The 15,065-nt window shown below is 69.2% G+C and carries 14 protein-coding genes; 6 read left to right on the forward strand and 8 right to left on the reverse strand.

From position 1 onward, the window contains the following. Positions 1–61: 61 nt before the first annotated feature. Positions 62–1,138 (reverse strand): DNA polymerase IV, encoded by a 1,077-nt coding sequence (locus VV01_RS18090; protein ID WP_231635270.1) that lies wholly within the window; start codon positions 1,136–1,138, stop codon positions 62–64. 109 nt (positions 1,139–1,247) lie between these two features. Continuing rightward, positions 1,248–2,933 carry an RNA-binding domain-containing protein gene (locus VV01_RS18095; RefSeq protein ID WP_197275100.1) on the reverse strand — a complete coding sequence of 562 codons (1,686 nt, stop codon included), beginning with the start codon at positions 2,931–2,933 and terminating at the stop codon, positions 1,248–1,250. Positions 2,934–3,136: 203 nt separating this feature from the next. Between VV01_RS18095 and VV01_RS18100 the strand changes: the two genes are divergently transcribed. Beyond that, complete coding sequence (locus VV01_RS18100; RefSeq protein ID WP_050671112.1) at positions 3,137–4,789, forward strand: site-specific DNA-methyltransferase; 1,653 nt, start codon at positions 3,137–3,139, stop codon at positions 4,787–4,789. Then, on the forward strand, positions 4,786–7,332 hold the full coding sequence (locus VV01_RS18105; RefSeq protein WP_050671113.1) for a DEAD/DEAH box helicase: 2,547 nt from the start codon (positions 4,786–4,788) through the stop codon (positions 7,330–7,332). The genes VV01_RS18100 and VV01_RS18105 overlap by 4 nt, the downstream gene beginning before the upstream one ends. Positions 7,333–7,343: 11 nt before the next feature. On the opposite strand, the gene VV01_RS18110 is transcribed toward VV01_RS18105, so the two are convergent. Genes VV01_RS18110 through VV01_RS18125 form a run of 4 tightly spaced genes read right to left on the reverse strand, consistent with a single transcriptional unit; the run spans position 7,344 to position 9,520 of the window. Continuing rightward, positions 7,344–8,204 carry an arylamine N-acetyltransferase family protein gene (locus VV01_RS18110; RefSeq protein WP_197275101.1) on the reverse strand — a complete coding sequence of 287 codons (861 nt, stop codon included), beginning with the start codon at positions 8,202–8,204 and terminating at the stop codon, positions 7,344–7,346. 34 nt (positions 8,205–8,238) lie between these two features. Next, positions 8,239–8,637 carry a type II toxin-antitoxin system VapC family toxin gene (locus tag VV01_RS18115; RefSeq protein WP_050671114.1) on the reverse strand — a complete coding sequence of 133 codons (399 nt, stop codon included), beginning with the start codon at positions 8,635–8,637 and terminating at the stop codon, positions 8,239–8,241. After that, the gene (locus tag VV01_RS23985) at positions 8,634–8,882 is read right to left on the reverse strand and encodes a type II toxin-antitoxin system VapB family antitoxin (RefSeq protein WP_050671115.1); all 249 of its coding nucleotides are present in this window, start codon (positions 8,880–8,882) and stop codon (positions 8,634–8,636) included. The genes VV01_RS18115 and VV01_RS23985 overlap by 4 nt, the downstream gene beginning before the upstream one ends. A 32-nt stretch (positions 8,883–8,914) precedes the next feature. Further along, positions 8,915–9,520 (reverse strand): TetR/AcrR family transcriptional regulator, encoded by a 606-nt coding sequence (locus VV01_RS18125; RefSeq protein WP_050671116.1) that lies wholly within the window; start codon positions 9,518–9,520, stop codon positions 8,915–8,917. Between the two features lie 97 nt (positions 9,521–9,617). Here VV01_RS18125 and VV01_RS18130 point away from each other — a divergent pair, with 97 nt between their 5' ends. Next, entirely contained in the window at positions 9,618–10,295 is a 678-nt protein-coding gene (locus VV01_RS18130) for an enoyl-CoA hydratase/isomerase family protein (protein ID WP_050671117.1), read from the forward strand. A gap of 16 nt (positions 10,296–10,311) precedes the next feature. Here the strand turns inward: VV01_RS18130 and VV01_RS18135 are convergent, their stop codons facing one another. Next, positions 10,312–10,821 (reverse strand): DinB family protein, encoded by a 510-nt coding sequence (locus tag VV01_RS18135; protein ID WP_231635271.1) that lies wholly within the window; start codon positions 10,819–10,821, stop codon positions 10,312–10,314. Between the two features lie 55 nt (positions 10,822–10,876). Here VV01_RS18135 and VV01_RS18140 point away from each other — a divergent pair, with 55 nt between their 5' ends. Both VV01_RS18140 and VV01_RS18145 read left to right on the forward strand, forming a co-directional pair. Beyond that, entirely contained in the window at positions 10,877–11,437 is a 561-nt protein-coding gene (locus VV01_RS18140) for a DinB family protein (RefSeq protein ID WP_231635272.1), read from the forward strand. Positions 11,438–11,475: 38 nt separating this feature from the next. After that, complete coding sequence (locus tag VV01_RS18145; protein ID WP_050671120.1) at positions 11,476–12,747, forward strand: alpha-hydroxy-acid oxidizing protein; 1,272 nt, start codon at positions 11,476–11,478, stop codon at positions 12,745–12,747. Between the two features lie 104 nt (positions 12,748–12,851). Here VV01_RS18145 and ald read toward each other — a convergent pair whose 3' ends face one another. Continuing rightward, positions 12,852–13,967 (reverse strand): alanine dehydrogenase, encoded by a 1,116-nt coding sequence (gene ald / locus VV01_RS18150; protein WP_050671121.1) that lies wholly within the window; start codon positions 13,965–13,967, stop codon positions 12,852–12,854. A gap of 167 nt (positions 13,968–14,134) precedes the next feature. Here ald and VV01_RS18155 point away from each other — a divergent pair, with 167 nt between their 5' ends. Further along, a complete protein-coding gene (locus VV01_RS18155; protein ID WP_231635273.1) occupies positions 14,135–15,028 on the forward strand; it encodes a poly(ethylene terephthalate) hydrolase family protein in 894 nt (297 codons plus the stop codon). The last annotated feature ends 37 nt before the right edge of the window (positions 15,029–15,065 follow it).

Below are 15,065 nucleotides of genomic sequence, written 5' to 3' on the forward strand. Positions count from 1 at the left end.
CGGGTGACCGTCGTACGACGACTCCTGGCGGAACGGGTGTCGAAACACGCGCCGCACGGCGCTACGGCGCGCCCGGGCGACCGTGAGTGCGCGGCGGGTCGTAGCCGCCCTCGGGCGCGACCATCTCGCCGCGGACGCCGAGCAGCCGGATCGGGCGGTCGTCGTCGAGCCCCAGCAGCAGGTCGAGCGCGGTCTGCGCGATGACGGCGGGGTCGTACGTCGGCTCGGCCAGCTTGCGGACGCGCGTCTTGGTGAAGAACGGCGCGAACCGCACCTTGAGGTGGACCCGCATGCACGCGCGACCCTCGGCCTTGATCGACTCGACGACCTGGTCGGCGAGCGTGCGGAGCGCTGCGGCGATCTCGTCGGCGGTCTCGAGGTTGCGCTGGTAGGTGGTCTCGTGACCGTGCGCCCGCGCGACCCAGGGCGTGTCGTCGACCGTGGTGGCGCCCTCGCCCCGGCCGAGGCGCCCGATGTGCGGGCCGGTGTTGGGCCCGAACTCGGCCATCAGCGGTTCGTCGGGCGATGCCGCGAGCTCGGCGACCGTGCGAATACCTAATGATGCCAACCGTTCTGCGATGCGCGGGCCGACTCCCCACAGCGCCTTGGTCGGGCGATGACCCATGTGGTCGAGCCAGTTGTCAGCGGTGAGCCTGAAGGTGCCGCGAGGCTTGCCGAAGTCGGTGGCGTTCTTGGCGCGCACCGTGGTGTCGCCGATGCCGATCGAGCAGTGCAGGTCGGTGGCGGCGAGCACCGCGTCACGGATGGCCTGGGCAGTCGCGTCGACGTCGTCGGTCTCGATGCCGACGAACGCCTCGTCCCAGCCGAGCAGCTGCACGGTCGCACCCGGGAAGTCACGCAGGGTCTGCATGACCTGGGCCGACGCCGCTTCGTAGACCGGGAAGTCGACGGGCAGGAACACCGCATCAGGGCACTTGCGCACGGCCGTCTTGAGCGGCATGCCGGAGCGGATGCCGAACTCGCGGGCTTCGTACGACGCCGTGGAGACGACCGCCCGCTCGCTCGGGTCTCCCCTGCCACCGACCACGACCGGGAGGCCGACGAGCTCAGGACGGCGCAGCAGCTCGACGGCCGCGAGGAACTGGTCCATGTCGACGTGCAGCACCCAGCGCGTCACCTGAGCCTCCTGACGAGACTCCTCCTCCGGCCGAGGTCGCAGGCTCCCCCGGGCCGGCATCGTCGTCGCGTCATGCCCTCATCCTGACCTCCGACGCCGACACTCGCCGCTACTGTCGCCCCATCGTCGGCATGACGTAATGCGCCCCGCGACGTTCGCCCTGCATCACCAGATGCCCGTCGCCGACGAGATCACGCAGCAGCGCTCGCGCCTGGGATGTGCCAACGGAACACAGACTCATCACTTGGCTGCGGGTGATGCTCCCGTACGCATCGACGTACTGGAGCACCATCTGGCGTTGCTGCAGGGGATCGGTCGACCTGACTCGAACATAGGCGTCCCGATCACTTGCAGCCTCGTAGTAGGCGGGACCCAACGAGTACTGGCGCGTGCGACCGCTCCCGATCTGCTCGACAAGACCTTGCTCCACGAGCCTGGTCGACGCAGTGCGCACCTTGGCCGTGCTGAGCCTCAACGCAGTCTCCAGCTCACCCGCTCGAACCCGGCCAGAATGTCGCAGCTCATGGAGTATGCGGACTTGATCAAGCGGGAGGTCACGTGCACGACCGTCGGCGTAGGACCGCACGAACCGGACCATGCCGAGGTCCGCGTCCGCGGTGGGTATCTCGACACGCACCGATGAGTCGGTGCTCGTGGCGTAGTCGGGCTCGTCCCTGCCTGCGAGAAGCTGGGCTCGGAACATCCGACTGATGCCTCGACCTGCGCGGTCCACCAGACCAGCGCGCTTGAACGCGTCGGCAAGGATCGGGCTCCGCGGCGCCGAGGTGTCAAGGAGGTTGTCCAGATTCACTCCGCGCGGAAAGCCGCCAGGACTGCTCACCGTCATCGACTCCGGCGACAGGAGTACGCGGATGGGACCGATCTCCGTGTAGTCCCGATGCACCAACGCGTTGGCCACTGCTTCGCGCACGACCTCGGGGGCAACCCGCGGAACGGCGACGCGAAGCAGTCCGACCATGACCTCCTGCTCCTCGTTGAACGGCTCGATGCGTTCGGCCATCCAGTCAAGAGTGCGAAGGAGTGGTGCGCGGAGCACGTCATTGCGCCGCAGACGCTCTGCGTCGTCCCGGACCTGGAAGACCGACTCGACGCTCGGGACGTGCCGCGCCAGCGCCTCCTCCTTCCCGAACAGGAGCACCGCCCCGATAGTCGGACGTGGTGGCGTCACTGATGTGTCGAGCACCCGAAGGGCACGACAGATCTCTTCGTCGCTCAGGCCGGTGAGCACGTCGTCGCCGCTGTCGCGACCACACATGGCGCGAAACCGGTCGAGCTCGCCCGGCGCAAGATCGCTCATGGTCGCGCCCCTCGCGGGAAGCGCCGCATAGTCCTGGCCCGCGGCGAACAAGCCGTCGGACAGCATCTCCTCGGGGAGATAGGGAAGGCACTGTGGGCGCCCGTCGACACCGAGCGCGCGCCGCTTGTAGACCCCTCCCCTCGTCCCGACAACGCGCGGCATGTCTGGAACCACGAGGGAGACCACGACGTGCCCACCGATGTCATGGGCTGTCGCCTCGACCGAGACGTTAGGTTGGGTGCGGTTCAGCACGAGTGCGGCAATCGCCTGGGGGTCTGCGGGGGACGGCCCGAATCCGCTGACGGACCCATCGTCCTCAACGCCGAGAAGCAGCATGCCGCCGCGTCCGTTGGCAAGGCACACGACCGCCTCGACGAGCTCGCTCTCGGAGAGGTCTCGCTTGGACCGATGCCGCTTGAACTCGACCGTCAAAGACTCACCATCGGCGAGCGCGGCGATCACATCGCTGTCGTCCACGACCAAAGTTAACCATAACTATGGTTGCGTGGCGCGCCGCGATCTACCAGCCACATAATTTGGACAGATGCCCACGACGACCACGATCGCGGTGCGGTCGCGCGAGTCCGTGAGTGGCGTCCGTCCCCGTGGGTGGTGGCCCGTAGCGTTGCGCCTCCGGGCGAGGGAAGCTGCACGAGGTGGCGGGGACACGGCTGGAGCTGATGTGGCCGGGCAAGGACAAGTTCCTGCTCGTGCCCAAGGACAACGACGGCAAGCCGGTGTGGGTCGAGCGCGACCATCCGGCGGCGTCCGAGGTGCGGCTCGCCGACCTGACTGGCAGCGTGGGAGACGTCGACGAAGACCGTCCGCGCGCCAATAACCTGCTCTTCACCGGAGACAGCCTCGACGTACTGCGCATCCTCACCGAGTCGCCCGACTACCGCGACCTCTACCGCGGCAAAGTCAAGCTCGTATACATCGACCCACCGTTCAACACCGGCGAGGCGTTCGACCACTACGACGACTGGATGGAGCACTCGACGTGGCTGTCGTTCATGCGCGAGCGGTTGCTATTGATCCGTGAGCTTCTGTCGCCCGACGGCTCGGTGTGGGTTCACCTCGACGACGCCGAGCAGCACCGGATGCGCTGCCTGCTCGACGAGATCTTCGGCCCAGCCAACTTCGTCACCAACATCGTCTGGCAGAAGAAGACGTCCCGCGATAACCGTGCGGCATTCAGTAGTCCTGTAGACCACATCACTGTCTATGCGCGACAGCCCGGCTGGCGGGACCATCGAAACCGCTTGGCGGACCTCGGCGAGTACTCGAACCCGGACAACGATCCTCGGGGTCCATGGCGCAGCGTGCCAATGTCGGCACAGTCGGGCCATGCGACAGCCGAACAGTTCTACACAATCACGACGCCAACCGGCGTCGATCATGAGCCTCCGCCCGGGCGAGCGTGGACGTACACGCGAACTCGATTCCTGGAACTGGTCGATTCGGGCCGCGTCTACTGGCCCAAGGCGGGCGCGGGTAAACCGCGCCTGAAGCGCTACCCAGACGAGTCAACTGGGCTTGTCCCGTTCAACTACTGGCCGGCGAGTGAGCTGGGCGACAACCCAAAGGCGATGAAGGAGCTTCGGGCGTTGTTTGGACCTGGTCCGACTTTCGATACGCCGAAGCCGGAGCGCTTGCTCGAACGCGTGATCCACATCGGATCCAACCCGGGCGACATCGTGCTCGACTGCTTCGCGGGCTCGGGCACGACCGCCGCCGTCGCACACAAGATGGGACGCCGCTGGGTCACCGCCGAGATCCTCCCCGCCACGGTGGCCCAGTTCATCCGTCCACGACTGGAGAAGGTCGTCCGGGGCGAAGACCCGGGCGGCATCACGAAAACCGTTGAGTGGCAGGGCGGTTCGGGCTTCCGGACGGTCGAGGTCGGACGATCGCTCTACGAAGACACGCCCTACGGCGTCGTCCTCGCCGACTGGGCCAAGGGTGAGGAGTTCAGCCGAGCGGTAGCGGCCCAGCTCGGGTTCACCTACCAGGCGGACGCCGAGCCGCTGTGCGGCGTACGCGGCCGGATGCGCCTCGCCGTCATCGACGGCGCCGTCGGCGCCGAGGAGATCGGTCTCATCGTCGGCGCGCTGTCCGAGCGCGAGCGCGTCGTCGTCGTGGCCAAGGTCATCCTCCCGGGCGCGGAAGACTCGCTGAAGTCATTGTCCAAGGGATCCCGCATCCGCAAGGCGCCGCGTGACCTGCTGACCCGAGGCGCCGAGCGGTCCCGGCGCAAGCTGCGCGAGGTGCTCGACCGTGAGCACAGCGCTGATCCGAACCACGACCAGCGCGAGGAAGGAGCGGTGCGGTGAGCATCGCGTACGACGGACATCTCGTCGAGCAGGTGTCGTACAACCTCGACCTGCGAGAGCCCAACCAACAGGCGCTGCGCGCAGTGGCCCGCCGGCTCGACGACGCGACCCCCGGCACCGAGATGGTCGCCGACCTCGCCACCGGCGTCGGCAAGACCTACGTCGCGGGCGGGCTGCTCGACTACCTCTACGAGTCCGGCGTGCGCAACGTCGTGATCGTCACGCCCGGCACGACGATCCAGCGCAAGACCATCGACAACCTCACCCCGGGCCACCGCAAGTACCTGCGAGGCATGCAGTCTCGGCCGACTGTGATCACGCTCGACGCCGTCGAACGCGGCGAGGTCGGAGCAGCGCTGCAGGACCCGGACGCGTTCAAGGTCTTCGTGTTCACGGTGCAGTCGCTGCTGCGGCCACGTAAGGACGACCGTCGCCGCGCCGACAAACCGCACGAGACGCTCGGCACCGCCGTCCGCGAATACCTCGAACAGGCCGACGACCTCGTCATCATCGCCGACGAGCACCACGTCTACTACTCCGAATCGGCGAAGAAGTTCAGGGCGGCCATCACTGAGCTCGCACCGCTCGCCACAATCGGCCTCACCGCCACTCCGCACGAGTCGACGCTGTCGATGCGGGTCTTCCAGTACCCGTTGTCCGCCGCGATCGCCGACGGCTACGTCAAGATTCCCGTCCTGGTGACGCGTGACGACGGGATCGCTGATCTGCGTACCCAGCTCTCCGACGGTCTGACCCTGCTCGACGCCAAACGCGCGGCGATGCGGGCCTACTGCGACCAGGTCAAGGGGCGGACGTTCGTCGAGCCGGTGATGTTCGTTGTGACCTCGACGATCGAGCAGGCCAACGAGTACCGCGATCTGCTCGCCGGGGCTGACATGCTGGGCGATCCCGACCAGCTGCTGCTCGTGACGTCCGAGGAACCTGACTCCACCCTCGCGCAACTCGACCACCTCGAAAACCCCACATCGCAGGTCCGCGCAGTCGTCTCCGTCTCGATGCTCAAGGAGGGCTGGGACGTCAAGAACATCTACGTCATCGCCTCGGTCCGGTCGATGGAGTCCGACCTGCTGACCGAGCAGATCCTCGGCCGTGGCCTGCGGCTGCCCTTCGGCCAGCGCACCGGGAACCCGATGCTCGATACCGTCGAGGTGCTGTCGCACCATTCCTTCGCGGCTCTGCTCAAGGATGCGAAGTCGCTGCTCGAAGAGACGCTCGGTGATCGCGTCGAAGATGCCGCTGTCGTCGCGAATCCCGTTGCCGGCAAACGATCTTCGGGCACGCCGCTCAGTGAGCAGGGCGACCTCGACCTCGACTTCCAGTCCAAGACGGAGTCCGCCGACATCGTTATACCCGGCCCAGCCGCGACCGATCCCGACCAGCTCGAGCTGTTCGACGACGAGGAGGCGCCACAGGGCTCCGACGGCTCGCGCACGCATGTCGGTGTGTCGCTCGCGACCATGGACGCTCGCGTCGCGGCCGCGCAGGCGTCCAGCGCAGTGCTGACCCGCCGCCTCGAACCCCGCTCGCCCGGTGGCATCAAAGTGCCGCTCTTCCTGCCATCCGTGGTGACCCGCCATGAGCGCGACCCGTTCTCACTCACGCAGATCAACCTCGCGAGCGTCGAGGCGCTCGGTCGCCAGTTCGCCGACGACAACGCGCCGACGCTGACACGCAAGGCACTCGACGCCGAACGCGGCAAAGACGGGTCGGCACACGTGGTGATCCGCGACCAGCACGAGCAGGTCGTCGCGGCCCAGACACTGATCCCGTTCAAAAGTATCGAGCAGGACCTGGTCACACGTCTGATGCGCCAGAACGCCGTCGCGGCCGCCACCTCCGAGATCAACGCGGCGACCGGGATCGCCCGGGCGTTCATGACCGGCGCCGAAGTGAGCGCAGACACGCCTTGGAGGGCGGAGCACGGGCGACTTGCGACTACGCGCCTCACCGAGTGGATCAGCACCAAGCAGACGTCCACGCCCACCCGGGTGGTGCGCACCGTCGCCCCCGTCAAGTGGCCGGAGCCGCCCGAGCGGCACGAGTCGCGCCCGCCGGCCGACCGCCACGTCATCACCAAGCAGAGCGAGTTCACCCGCCTCTATCCGTACTCGGGGTGGGAGAAGTCGGTCTACGAGGTCAACGCTTTCGATGCGTACTCAACCGAGTTTGTGATCGCCGGGCTCTGCGAGAAGTCCTCGTCGGTGCGTGCCTGGCTCCGGGTCGATGAGACCGTGCCGCTGCGCATCAGCTATCAGCTCGGGGCTGTCACGAAGTCCTACGAGCCAGACCTCATCGTGATCGACCACGCGGGCGTGCACTGGGTCGTCGAAGGCAAACGAGACTCCGAGATGACCTCGCCCGTGGTGCAGGCCAAGAGTGCTGCCGCAGCCGAGTGGGTCGGCACCGTCAACGCCAGCGACGAGGTGCACGAGACGTGGGCCTACGTCCTGGCATCCGAGTCGGTCTGTGCAGCCGCCCAGACCTGGGACGGCATCGTCGCCGGCGGTCAGGTCTCGCGGTAGCGCCTGACCGGTCAGTCAGGCTCGGCGGCGGCGACCATCGCGGGCCACATCTCGACCAGCCGCTGCACCTGGTCGTCGGGCAGCTCGATGCCGTGGTCGCGCAGCAGGCCGGGCACGTCGGCCGCCTCGACCGGGTGCCGCTCGGTCGCCTGACCCGGAACCCGCACCGTGAGGCCCGCCGGCGAGAACGTCGTGTGCCGACCCAGCCCATGCCGTGCCACGGTCAGCTCGCGGGTGAAGTGCGAGCGCGGATGGGCGCTGGTGAAGTGGTGGCCCATCACCAGGTCGACCGGGTGGACGGGCAGCTCGTCGGTGGTGTGCATCAGCTGCCACTCGTCGTCGCGGTGCCGCTGCAGCTGCCAGGTCGCACCCGCTGCGGACGTGTCGGACCGGCGTACGCGATAACGCCAGCCGTCCTGGTCGTCCTCGGCCCCGTCCTCGAGCGGGATCGGCCGCAGCAGGCTCATCCCGAACCCGGGGTCGCACAGGTAGCGGCGCCCGTCGAGGGCCACGACGACGACCATGTGCGTGCGCCCGTTGACCCCGAGCTCGCCGACGCGGCCGAGGTGGCGCTCGACGTCGTACCCGAGGCGTTCGAGCGCTGCGGCGAACAGCGTGCTGTGCTCGAAGCAGTAGCCGCCGCGCTGGTGATCGATGAACTTCGTTGTGACAGCGGACAGCTCGACGCCCGGGTGCTGCCGCAGGATGACGTCGACGTTCTCGAACGGGAACGTGCGCACGTGCGCGGTGTGCAGCTCGCCCAGCGCGGCCTGCGACGGCGACTGCGCCTCGACGCCGACGCGGCGGAGGTACGCGTCGAGGTCGAGATCATCGATGTGCCAACGGTTTTCGTCCATCTCATCCCCTGCCATGGTGTCCATCCTGCAACCTGAAGTCGACGTGAGGTCAAGAGCGGACGGCGGGCTCGACGTCGGTGTGCCCGAAGTCGTCGCCGACGAACAGCAAAGGCTCGCCCGCGGTGCGAGCCAAGGCGTAGGAGAAGCAGTCGCCGAAGCTGAGCCGAGCGGGATGGCCGCTGCCCCGCCCGAAGTCGCGGTAAGCAGCACGCGCGACCTCGGCGTCGCCCGGTGTGACGGCGACGATCTCGACGCCCCAGGCGTCCAGCAGCTGATCGACCTCACGGGACAGCAGCGGATCCAGGCGGGAGTCGACCACGGCACCGAGCTCGACGTAGCTCGCCGCGGACATCGTGGGCGACGTGGCGTCGCGCAACGCACGATCAAGCACCTGCCAGCCGTCCTCGCCGTTGAGCACAGCGACGACGGCGGACGTGTCGACGATCACCGCGGCAGGCCGGCGTCGTCGTCCAGCGCCTCCGTCGTCAGCGGACCGACGGCGGCGATGCGCGCCTGAGCCGACGCCAGGACGGTGTCGATGCGGGCGGCTGCCCGCTCGGGGTCGACCTCACCGAGCTCGCTGAGATAGCGCTCGAGCGCGGCCTCAATGGCCCCCGTCTGGCTCTGGCCCGTGCGCCGCGCTGCCTCACGCGCCAGCGCGTGCACGTGCTCGTTCTTGATGTTCAGCCCCACGGGTAGAACGTATACCGCATGAGGTAGAATGTCTACCGCGGCTGGTGGTCGCGCAGGATCGCCACGACCGACCCGCGGATGATCTCGGGCACGGCGTCCGGCACGGGCACCCGCTCGGCGAGGTAGCGGCGGACACCGGCGTATGGCAGGTCGAGCAGCGCGAGGTCGACGACCGCGCGCGGGATCCCCGTGGCCAGCAGTGCGCGGACGAGGTCGCTGGCGTGCGCGTCGAACTCGCGCTGCTCGGCGAGCGCCAGCTCGCGGTCGGCGGCCGGCCAGGTCTCGGGGTCGTACGCCGCACGTCCTGCGAAGAGCACCGACGCCATCGCGGGACGCTCGACACACCAGCACCCGAGGGCCGCCGCGGCCTCGCCGGCTGCGGCCACCGGGTCGTCACTGATGCCGGCCACGTCTCCGACGGCGTCATGAACGGTCTCGTGCATCGAGCGGACCGCCCGCAACCACATCGCTGCGAGCAGCGACCCGCGCCCCGGGAAGCGGTGGTACATCGAGCCGTTCGGCGCACCCGCCCGGGCGGCGACAGCGGTCATCGTGACTGCCGACGCGCCCTTCTCGGCATAGAGCGCGATCGCTGCGTCGACCAGCTGCTGGGGATCGTGCTTCGTCGGCCTGGCCACGGGCAAACGGTACCGCCCGGACCACGTATTGGAGTACGTTCTCCATTATTGGCCACGGGGGCCACGACCGATCACGACCACCTGAAGGAGCCGCACCATGACCGCGACACTGACCCGCGACGGCGAGGTCTTCGTCCTCGACCTCGGCGACGACGAGAACCGCTTCGCGCCGGACTGGCTCGACCGTGTCGAGGAGCACCTGCACACCGTCGAGGTCGCCGACGGGGCACGCGCCCTCGTCACCCGTGCGACCGGCAAGTTCTTCTCCAACGGGCTCGATCTCGACTGGCTCGGCCAGCACCTCGACGAGTACGACGCGTACATCGCGCGGGTGCACCGACTGCTGTCGCACTTCCTGCGTCTGCCCGTCCACACGGTCGCGGCGTGCCAGGGGCACACGTTCGCGGCCGGAGCGATGCTGTCGCTCGCGCACGACACCCGCGTGATGCGCGCCGACCGCGGGTTCTGGTCGCTGCCCGAGGTGCAGCTCGGCATGCCGTTCACGCCCGGGATGGCGGCGCTCATCCAGTCACGGCTCGCACCGCAGGTCGCCCACGAGGCGATGGTCACGGGGCGGCGTTACGGCGGCACCGAGGCCGCGGCGTACGGCATCGTCGACCACGCGGTGGCCGAGGACGACGTCCTGCCGACCGCGATGCGCGTCGCCGCGACCCATCAGGGACTCGCCGGCGACAACCTCGGCGTCATCAAGGCAGGGATGTACGCCGGCACGCTCGCCGCGCTGCGCACTCCGGTACGCGCGCTCGCCGCCTGATCGCGGACGGCTCGGATCAGGCGCCGGTCGCGCCGTCGATGCGCTCGCGGATCAGGTCGGCGTGACCGTTGTGACGGGCGTACTCCTCGACGAGGTGGATCAGCACCCAGCGCAGCGTGACCTCGCCACCCATGAACGGTGAGGTGTCAGCGGCGGCGCGCCCGGCGTACGCCTCACGCGAGCTCACGACCTCGGCCCGCCAGGTGTCGAGGGCGCCGCTGAGGGTGGCATCCGGCGCGAGCTCGAACCCGCCCTCGTGGCCGCTCGGGTCGGACTTCGGGCCGAAGATCGGCTCGAACGACCGACCCGCGACCGTGCCCTGGAACCACGCGCGCTCGACCTCGGCCAGGTGCTGCACGAGGCCGGTCAGCGTGAGCGGCGACGGCGGCACCGACGCGGTGGCGGCCTGCTCGTCGGTGAGGCCGGCACACTTGCTCTCGAGGGTGGCGCGCTGGAAGTCGAGCCAGCCCTCGAGGGTAGTCAGCTCGTCGGCGTCGAGGGGCGGGATGGCGCGTTCGGTGGTCACGATGTCGAATCCTGACGCAGAGCTCCGACACCCGGGTAGCAGGCACAGTCACCCGATGAAGGAGTCCGCCATGAACGCCGACCGCCCCACCTCCGACCACCCCACCTCCGAGAGCGCCGCCGCCGACCGTGAGACCGCGCTGATGCTCGCGGCCCTGCAGTCCCAGCGCGCCCACGTCCTGCAGATGGTCGGCGGCCTGACCGAGGAGCAGGCACGACGGGCGGTGCTGCCGTCCGGCTGGCACTGCCTCGGCCTGCTCAAGCACCTGGCCGTCTCGGACGAGTACTACTGGTTCACCTGCGCCGTCGGCGGCGAACCGGTCGACGCGAGCCTGTTCGAGGACCGCGGCGACTGGCAGGTGTCCGACGACCAAGGCCTCGACGACCTCGTCCGGTTCTACCGCTCGTCGTGCGAGCGGTCCGACGCCGTCCTGGCGGCGACCACGCTCGACGCGGCACCGGCGTACACCGACCCGCAGTGGCAGAGCTGGGGCATGGCCTACCCCGACGTCCGGTCCGTCGTGATGCACGTGATCACCGAGACCGCCGTGCACGCCGGCCAGCTCGATGCGGCTCGTGAGCTGATCGACGGGCGTCAGTGGGTCGTCCTCGACTAGCGTCGGAGCGCACTGTCGCACGAGCGTGAGGAGGCCCGGTGGAGAGCATCGGTCGAGCGATCCAGTCGGCGATCTACCGGGCCGGCGTGTTCGGGCACCGGCCCACGGTGCCGGTCGAGCCGGCCGCGCTGGAGGCCGCCGCCCGCAAGGCGATGAGCCCGCGCGCGTGGTCGTACGTCAACGGGTCGGCCGGGCAGCAGCGCACCGACCGGGCCAACACCGAGGCGTTCTACGACCACCGCATCGTGCCGCGCATGCTGGTCGACGTCGAGGAGCGCGACCTGTCGGTCGACCTCTTCGGTACGACGCTGCCGGCGCCCGTGCTGCTCGCACCGATCGGGGTGCTCGAGATGGCGCACCGCGAGGCCGAGCACGCGGTCGCCCGCGCTGCGCGAGCGCTCGGGCTGGCGATGATCCACTCGACCCAGGCGTCCGTCCCGATGGAGCAGGTGGCGGCGGCTCTGGGTCCGAATCCGCATTGGTACCAGCTGTACTGGTCTCGCGACGACGAGCTGGCCGCCTCGCTCGTCGCCCGCGCCGAGGAGTGCGGTGCGCAGGCTCTGGTCGTCACGCTCGACACGCATCTGCTCGGCTGGCGTACGCGCGACCTCGACCTCGCCCACCTCCCGTTCGCGCAGGGCCAGGGCATCGCGCAGTACACCAGCGACTCGCGGTTCGCTGCGATGACCCGTGAGCGCGCGAACACCCCTCGCACTGAACGCGATCCGCGTCCGACACCCGCTGCGGTGCGGTCGGTGCTGTCTCAGGTACGCCGATACCCGGGCGACGTGCGCACCAACTTGCGCTCCGGGTTGCCGCGGGCAGCGGTCGAGACGTTCCTCGACACGTTCTCGCGGTCGACGCTGACGTGGAAAGACCTGGAGTGGCTGCGATCTCGCACGTCGCTGCCGATCGTGCTCAAGGGGCTGCAGCACCCCGACGACGCGCGCCTCGCGATCGAGCACGGCGTCGACGGCATCGTGGTGTCCAACCACGGCGGTCGCCAGATCGACGGTGCGATCGCGTCACTCGACGCCCTGCCGCCGATCGTCGACGTCGTGGACGGGCGCGTCCCGGTGCTGTTCGACAGCGGGATCCGTTCGGGCGCAGACGTTTTCAAGGCACTGGCCCTCGGCGCGGACTCCGTGCTCGTCGGTCGGCCGTGGGTGTACGGGCTCGCACTCGCGGGTGCGGACGGTGCGCAGGCCGTGCTGGAGCACATCCTCGCCGAGCTCGACCTGACGATGGGCCTCGCCGGCGTACGGTCGATCAGCGAGATCACCCGCGACACCCTCTCGCCGGTCGAGTAGGGCCGGAGCGCTGGCGGAGGCCCGTGTCGAGACCAGGTGCACGCCACCCCTCGGTCTCGATACGGCTCGCCCTGGGGGCTCGCCTACTCGACCAGCGGGAGGGATCAGGCGAGGGCTTCGTCGGGGGTGATCGCGTCGATCCCGAACGCCTCACCCACTGGCGGGCAGGTGAGCCGGCCGGCGTACGTGTTGAGGCCGAGCGCCAGTGCGGGATCGGCCTTCATCGCGTCGCGCCACCCCTGCGAGGCGAGGCGGACGGCGTACGGCAGCGTGGCGTTGGTGAGGGCGTAGGTCGACGTGTTCGGTACGGCTCCGGGCATGTTCGCGACGCAGTAGAACGTCGAGCCGTGCACCTGGAACGTCGGGTCGGCGTGCGTGGTCGGGTGCGTGTCCTCGAAGCAGCCGCCCTGGTCGACGGCGATGTCGACGAGCACCGAGCCGGGCTTCATCCGCGACACCATCTCGTGGGTCACGAGCTTGGGTGCCTTGGCTCCGGGGATGAGGACGGCGCCGATCACGAGGTCGGCCTCGGTGACCTGCTGGTCGACCGTCAGCCGCGACGACGCGAGGCCGTGGACGCGGTTGTTGTAGCGCCAGAAGCTCATTCGGAGCTTGTCGAGGTCGGTGTCGAGGATGGTCACGTCGGCGCCCATGCCGAGCGCGATGTTGGCGGCGTTCTGGCCGGCGACGCCGCCTCCGAGGACGACGACCTTGGCGTTGGCGACCCCGCCGACACCGCCCATGAGCACGCCCCGGCCACCCTGCGCCTTCATCAACGAGTACGCCCCGACCTGCGGCGCGAGGCAGCCCGCGACCTCCGACATCGGGTAGAGCAGGGGCAGCAGACCGGACGGCTGCTGCACGGTCTCGTACGCGGCTGCCGTCACGCCCGACTCCAGGAGCCGGTCGGCGAGCGGGCGGTCGGCGGCGAGGTGCAGATAGGTGAACAGCGTCAGGCCCTCGCGCAGCCGGTGGTACTCCTCGGCCACGGGCTCCTTGACCTTCATGACCATGTCGGCCTCGCCCCACACGTCGTCGGCCGCGTCGACGATGCGGGCGCCCTGGGCGACGTACTCGTCGTCCGTGATGGACGAGCCGAGGCCCGCGCCCTTCTGGACGAGGACCTCGTGACCGTGTGCGACGAGCTCGTGGACGCCGACTGCGGTGATGCCGACGCGGAACTCGTTGTTCTTGACCTCGGTGGGTACACCAATGCGCATGCCCTCGAACGTACGCCCGTCCGTGCTCGCGAGCAGCCGGTACGCCGACGGGCGCGTCGGCGTACCGGACGAGATCTTGGTGTGATCCAGGTCTCATTCGGGGTTACGGATCGGTAAGGTCCTGTCCACCCCGGAACCCCCGACCGGGCATCCCCCAAGGAGTCTCAGTGCAGAGCTCACTCATGCGGGCGCCGCGTGGCGTCGTCGCCGCCCTCGCCCTCGCCGCCGCCGTCGGCCTGACCGCACCCGCCGCCTCCGCCCATGCCCCGGCCGATCGTGCGACCGGTGCACCGGCGGCCGCCGCCAAGCCCCGCGCGACCGCCGGCGAGGACCTCACCCGCAACGGCCCGTTCGTCTACACGAGTACGACGGTCGCCGACGCCTCCACACCCGGCTTCGGTGCCGCGACGATCTACTACCCGACCGCCGCGGGCACCTACGGCGGCGTCGCGATCTCACCCGGTTTCCTCGAGACCCAGTCGGCGGTGAAGTGGTTCGGACCGCGCCTGGCGTCGTACGGGTTCGTGGTCATCGTGATCGACACCAACTCCACGATGGACGACCCCGACTCGCGCGGCACCCAGCTGCTCGCCTCGCTGGACTACCTCACCGGCAGCAGCGCCGTGAAGGGCAAGGTCGACGCGTCACGCCTGGCCGTCATGGGCCACTCGATGGGTGGCGGCGGATCGCTGGCCGCCGCCAAGGCCCGGCCGTCGCTGAAGGCCGCCATCCCGCTCACGCCGTGGCACACCGACAAGACCTGGCCCGAGGTCACGACGCCCACGCTGATCGTCGGCGCCGAGAACGACACGATCGCGCCGGTCGCTGACCACGCCGAGCCGTTCTACGCGAGCCTCCCGGCGAGCTCGGCCCACGCCTACCTCGAGCTCAACAACGTCGACCACAGCGCCACCAACAGCGACAACCCCGCGACGTCGGTCCAGTCAGTCGCGTGGCTGAAGCGCTTCGTCAACGGCGACACGGCGTACAGCTCCTACCTGTGCCCGGGCCCGGCACCGAGCTCGACGGTGCAGGAGTACCGCTCCAGCTGCCCGTTCTGACCGGTTCTCGGCGGTAGCCGCGGCGACAGGTCGCGGC

The organism is Luteipulveratus halotolerans (assembly GCF_001247745.1).
GTDB lineage: Bacteria > Actinomycetota > Actinomycetes > Actinomycetales > Dermatophilaceae > Luteipulveratus > Luteipulveratus halotolerans.

Bases quoted from the DNA above. Each gene is read 5' to 3' on its own strand.
- VV01_RS18100 (WP_050671112.1), top strand. From the start codon at position 3,137: ATGTGGCCGGGCAAGGACAAGTTCCTGCTCGTGCCCAAGGACAACGAC.
- VV01_RS18110 (WP_197275101.1), bottom strand. From the start codon at position 8,204: ATGGCAGGGGATGAGATGGACGAAAACCGTTGGCACATCGATGATCTC.
- VV01_RS18130 (WP_050671117.1), top strand. From the start codon at position 9,618: ATGACCGCGACACTGACCCGCGACGGCGAGGTCTTCGTCCTCGACCTC.
- VV01_RS18140 (WP_231635272.1), top strand. From the start codon at position 10,877: ATGAAGGAGTCCGCCATGAACGCCGACCGCCCCACCTCCGACCACCCC.
- ald (WP_050671121.1), bottom strand. From the start codon at position 13,967: ATGCGCATTGGTGTACCCACCGAGGTCAAGAACAACGAGTTCCGCGTC.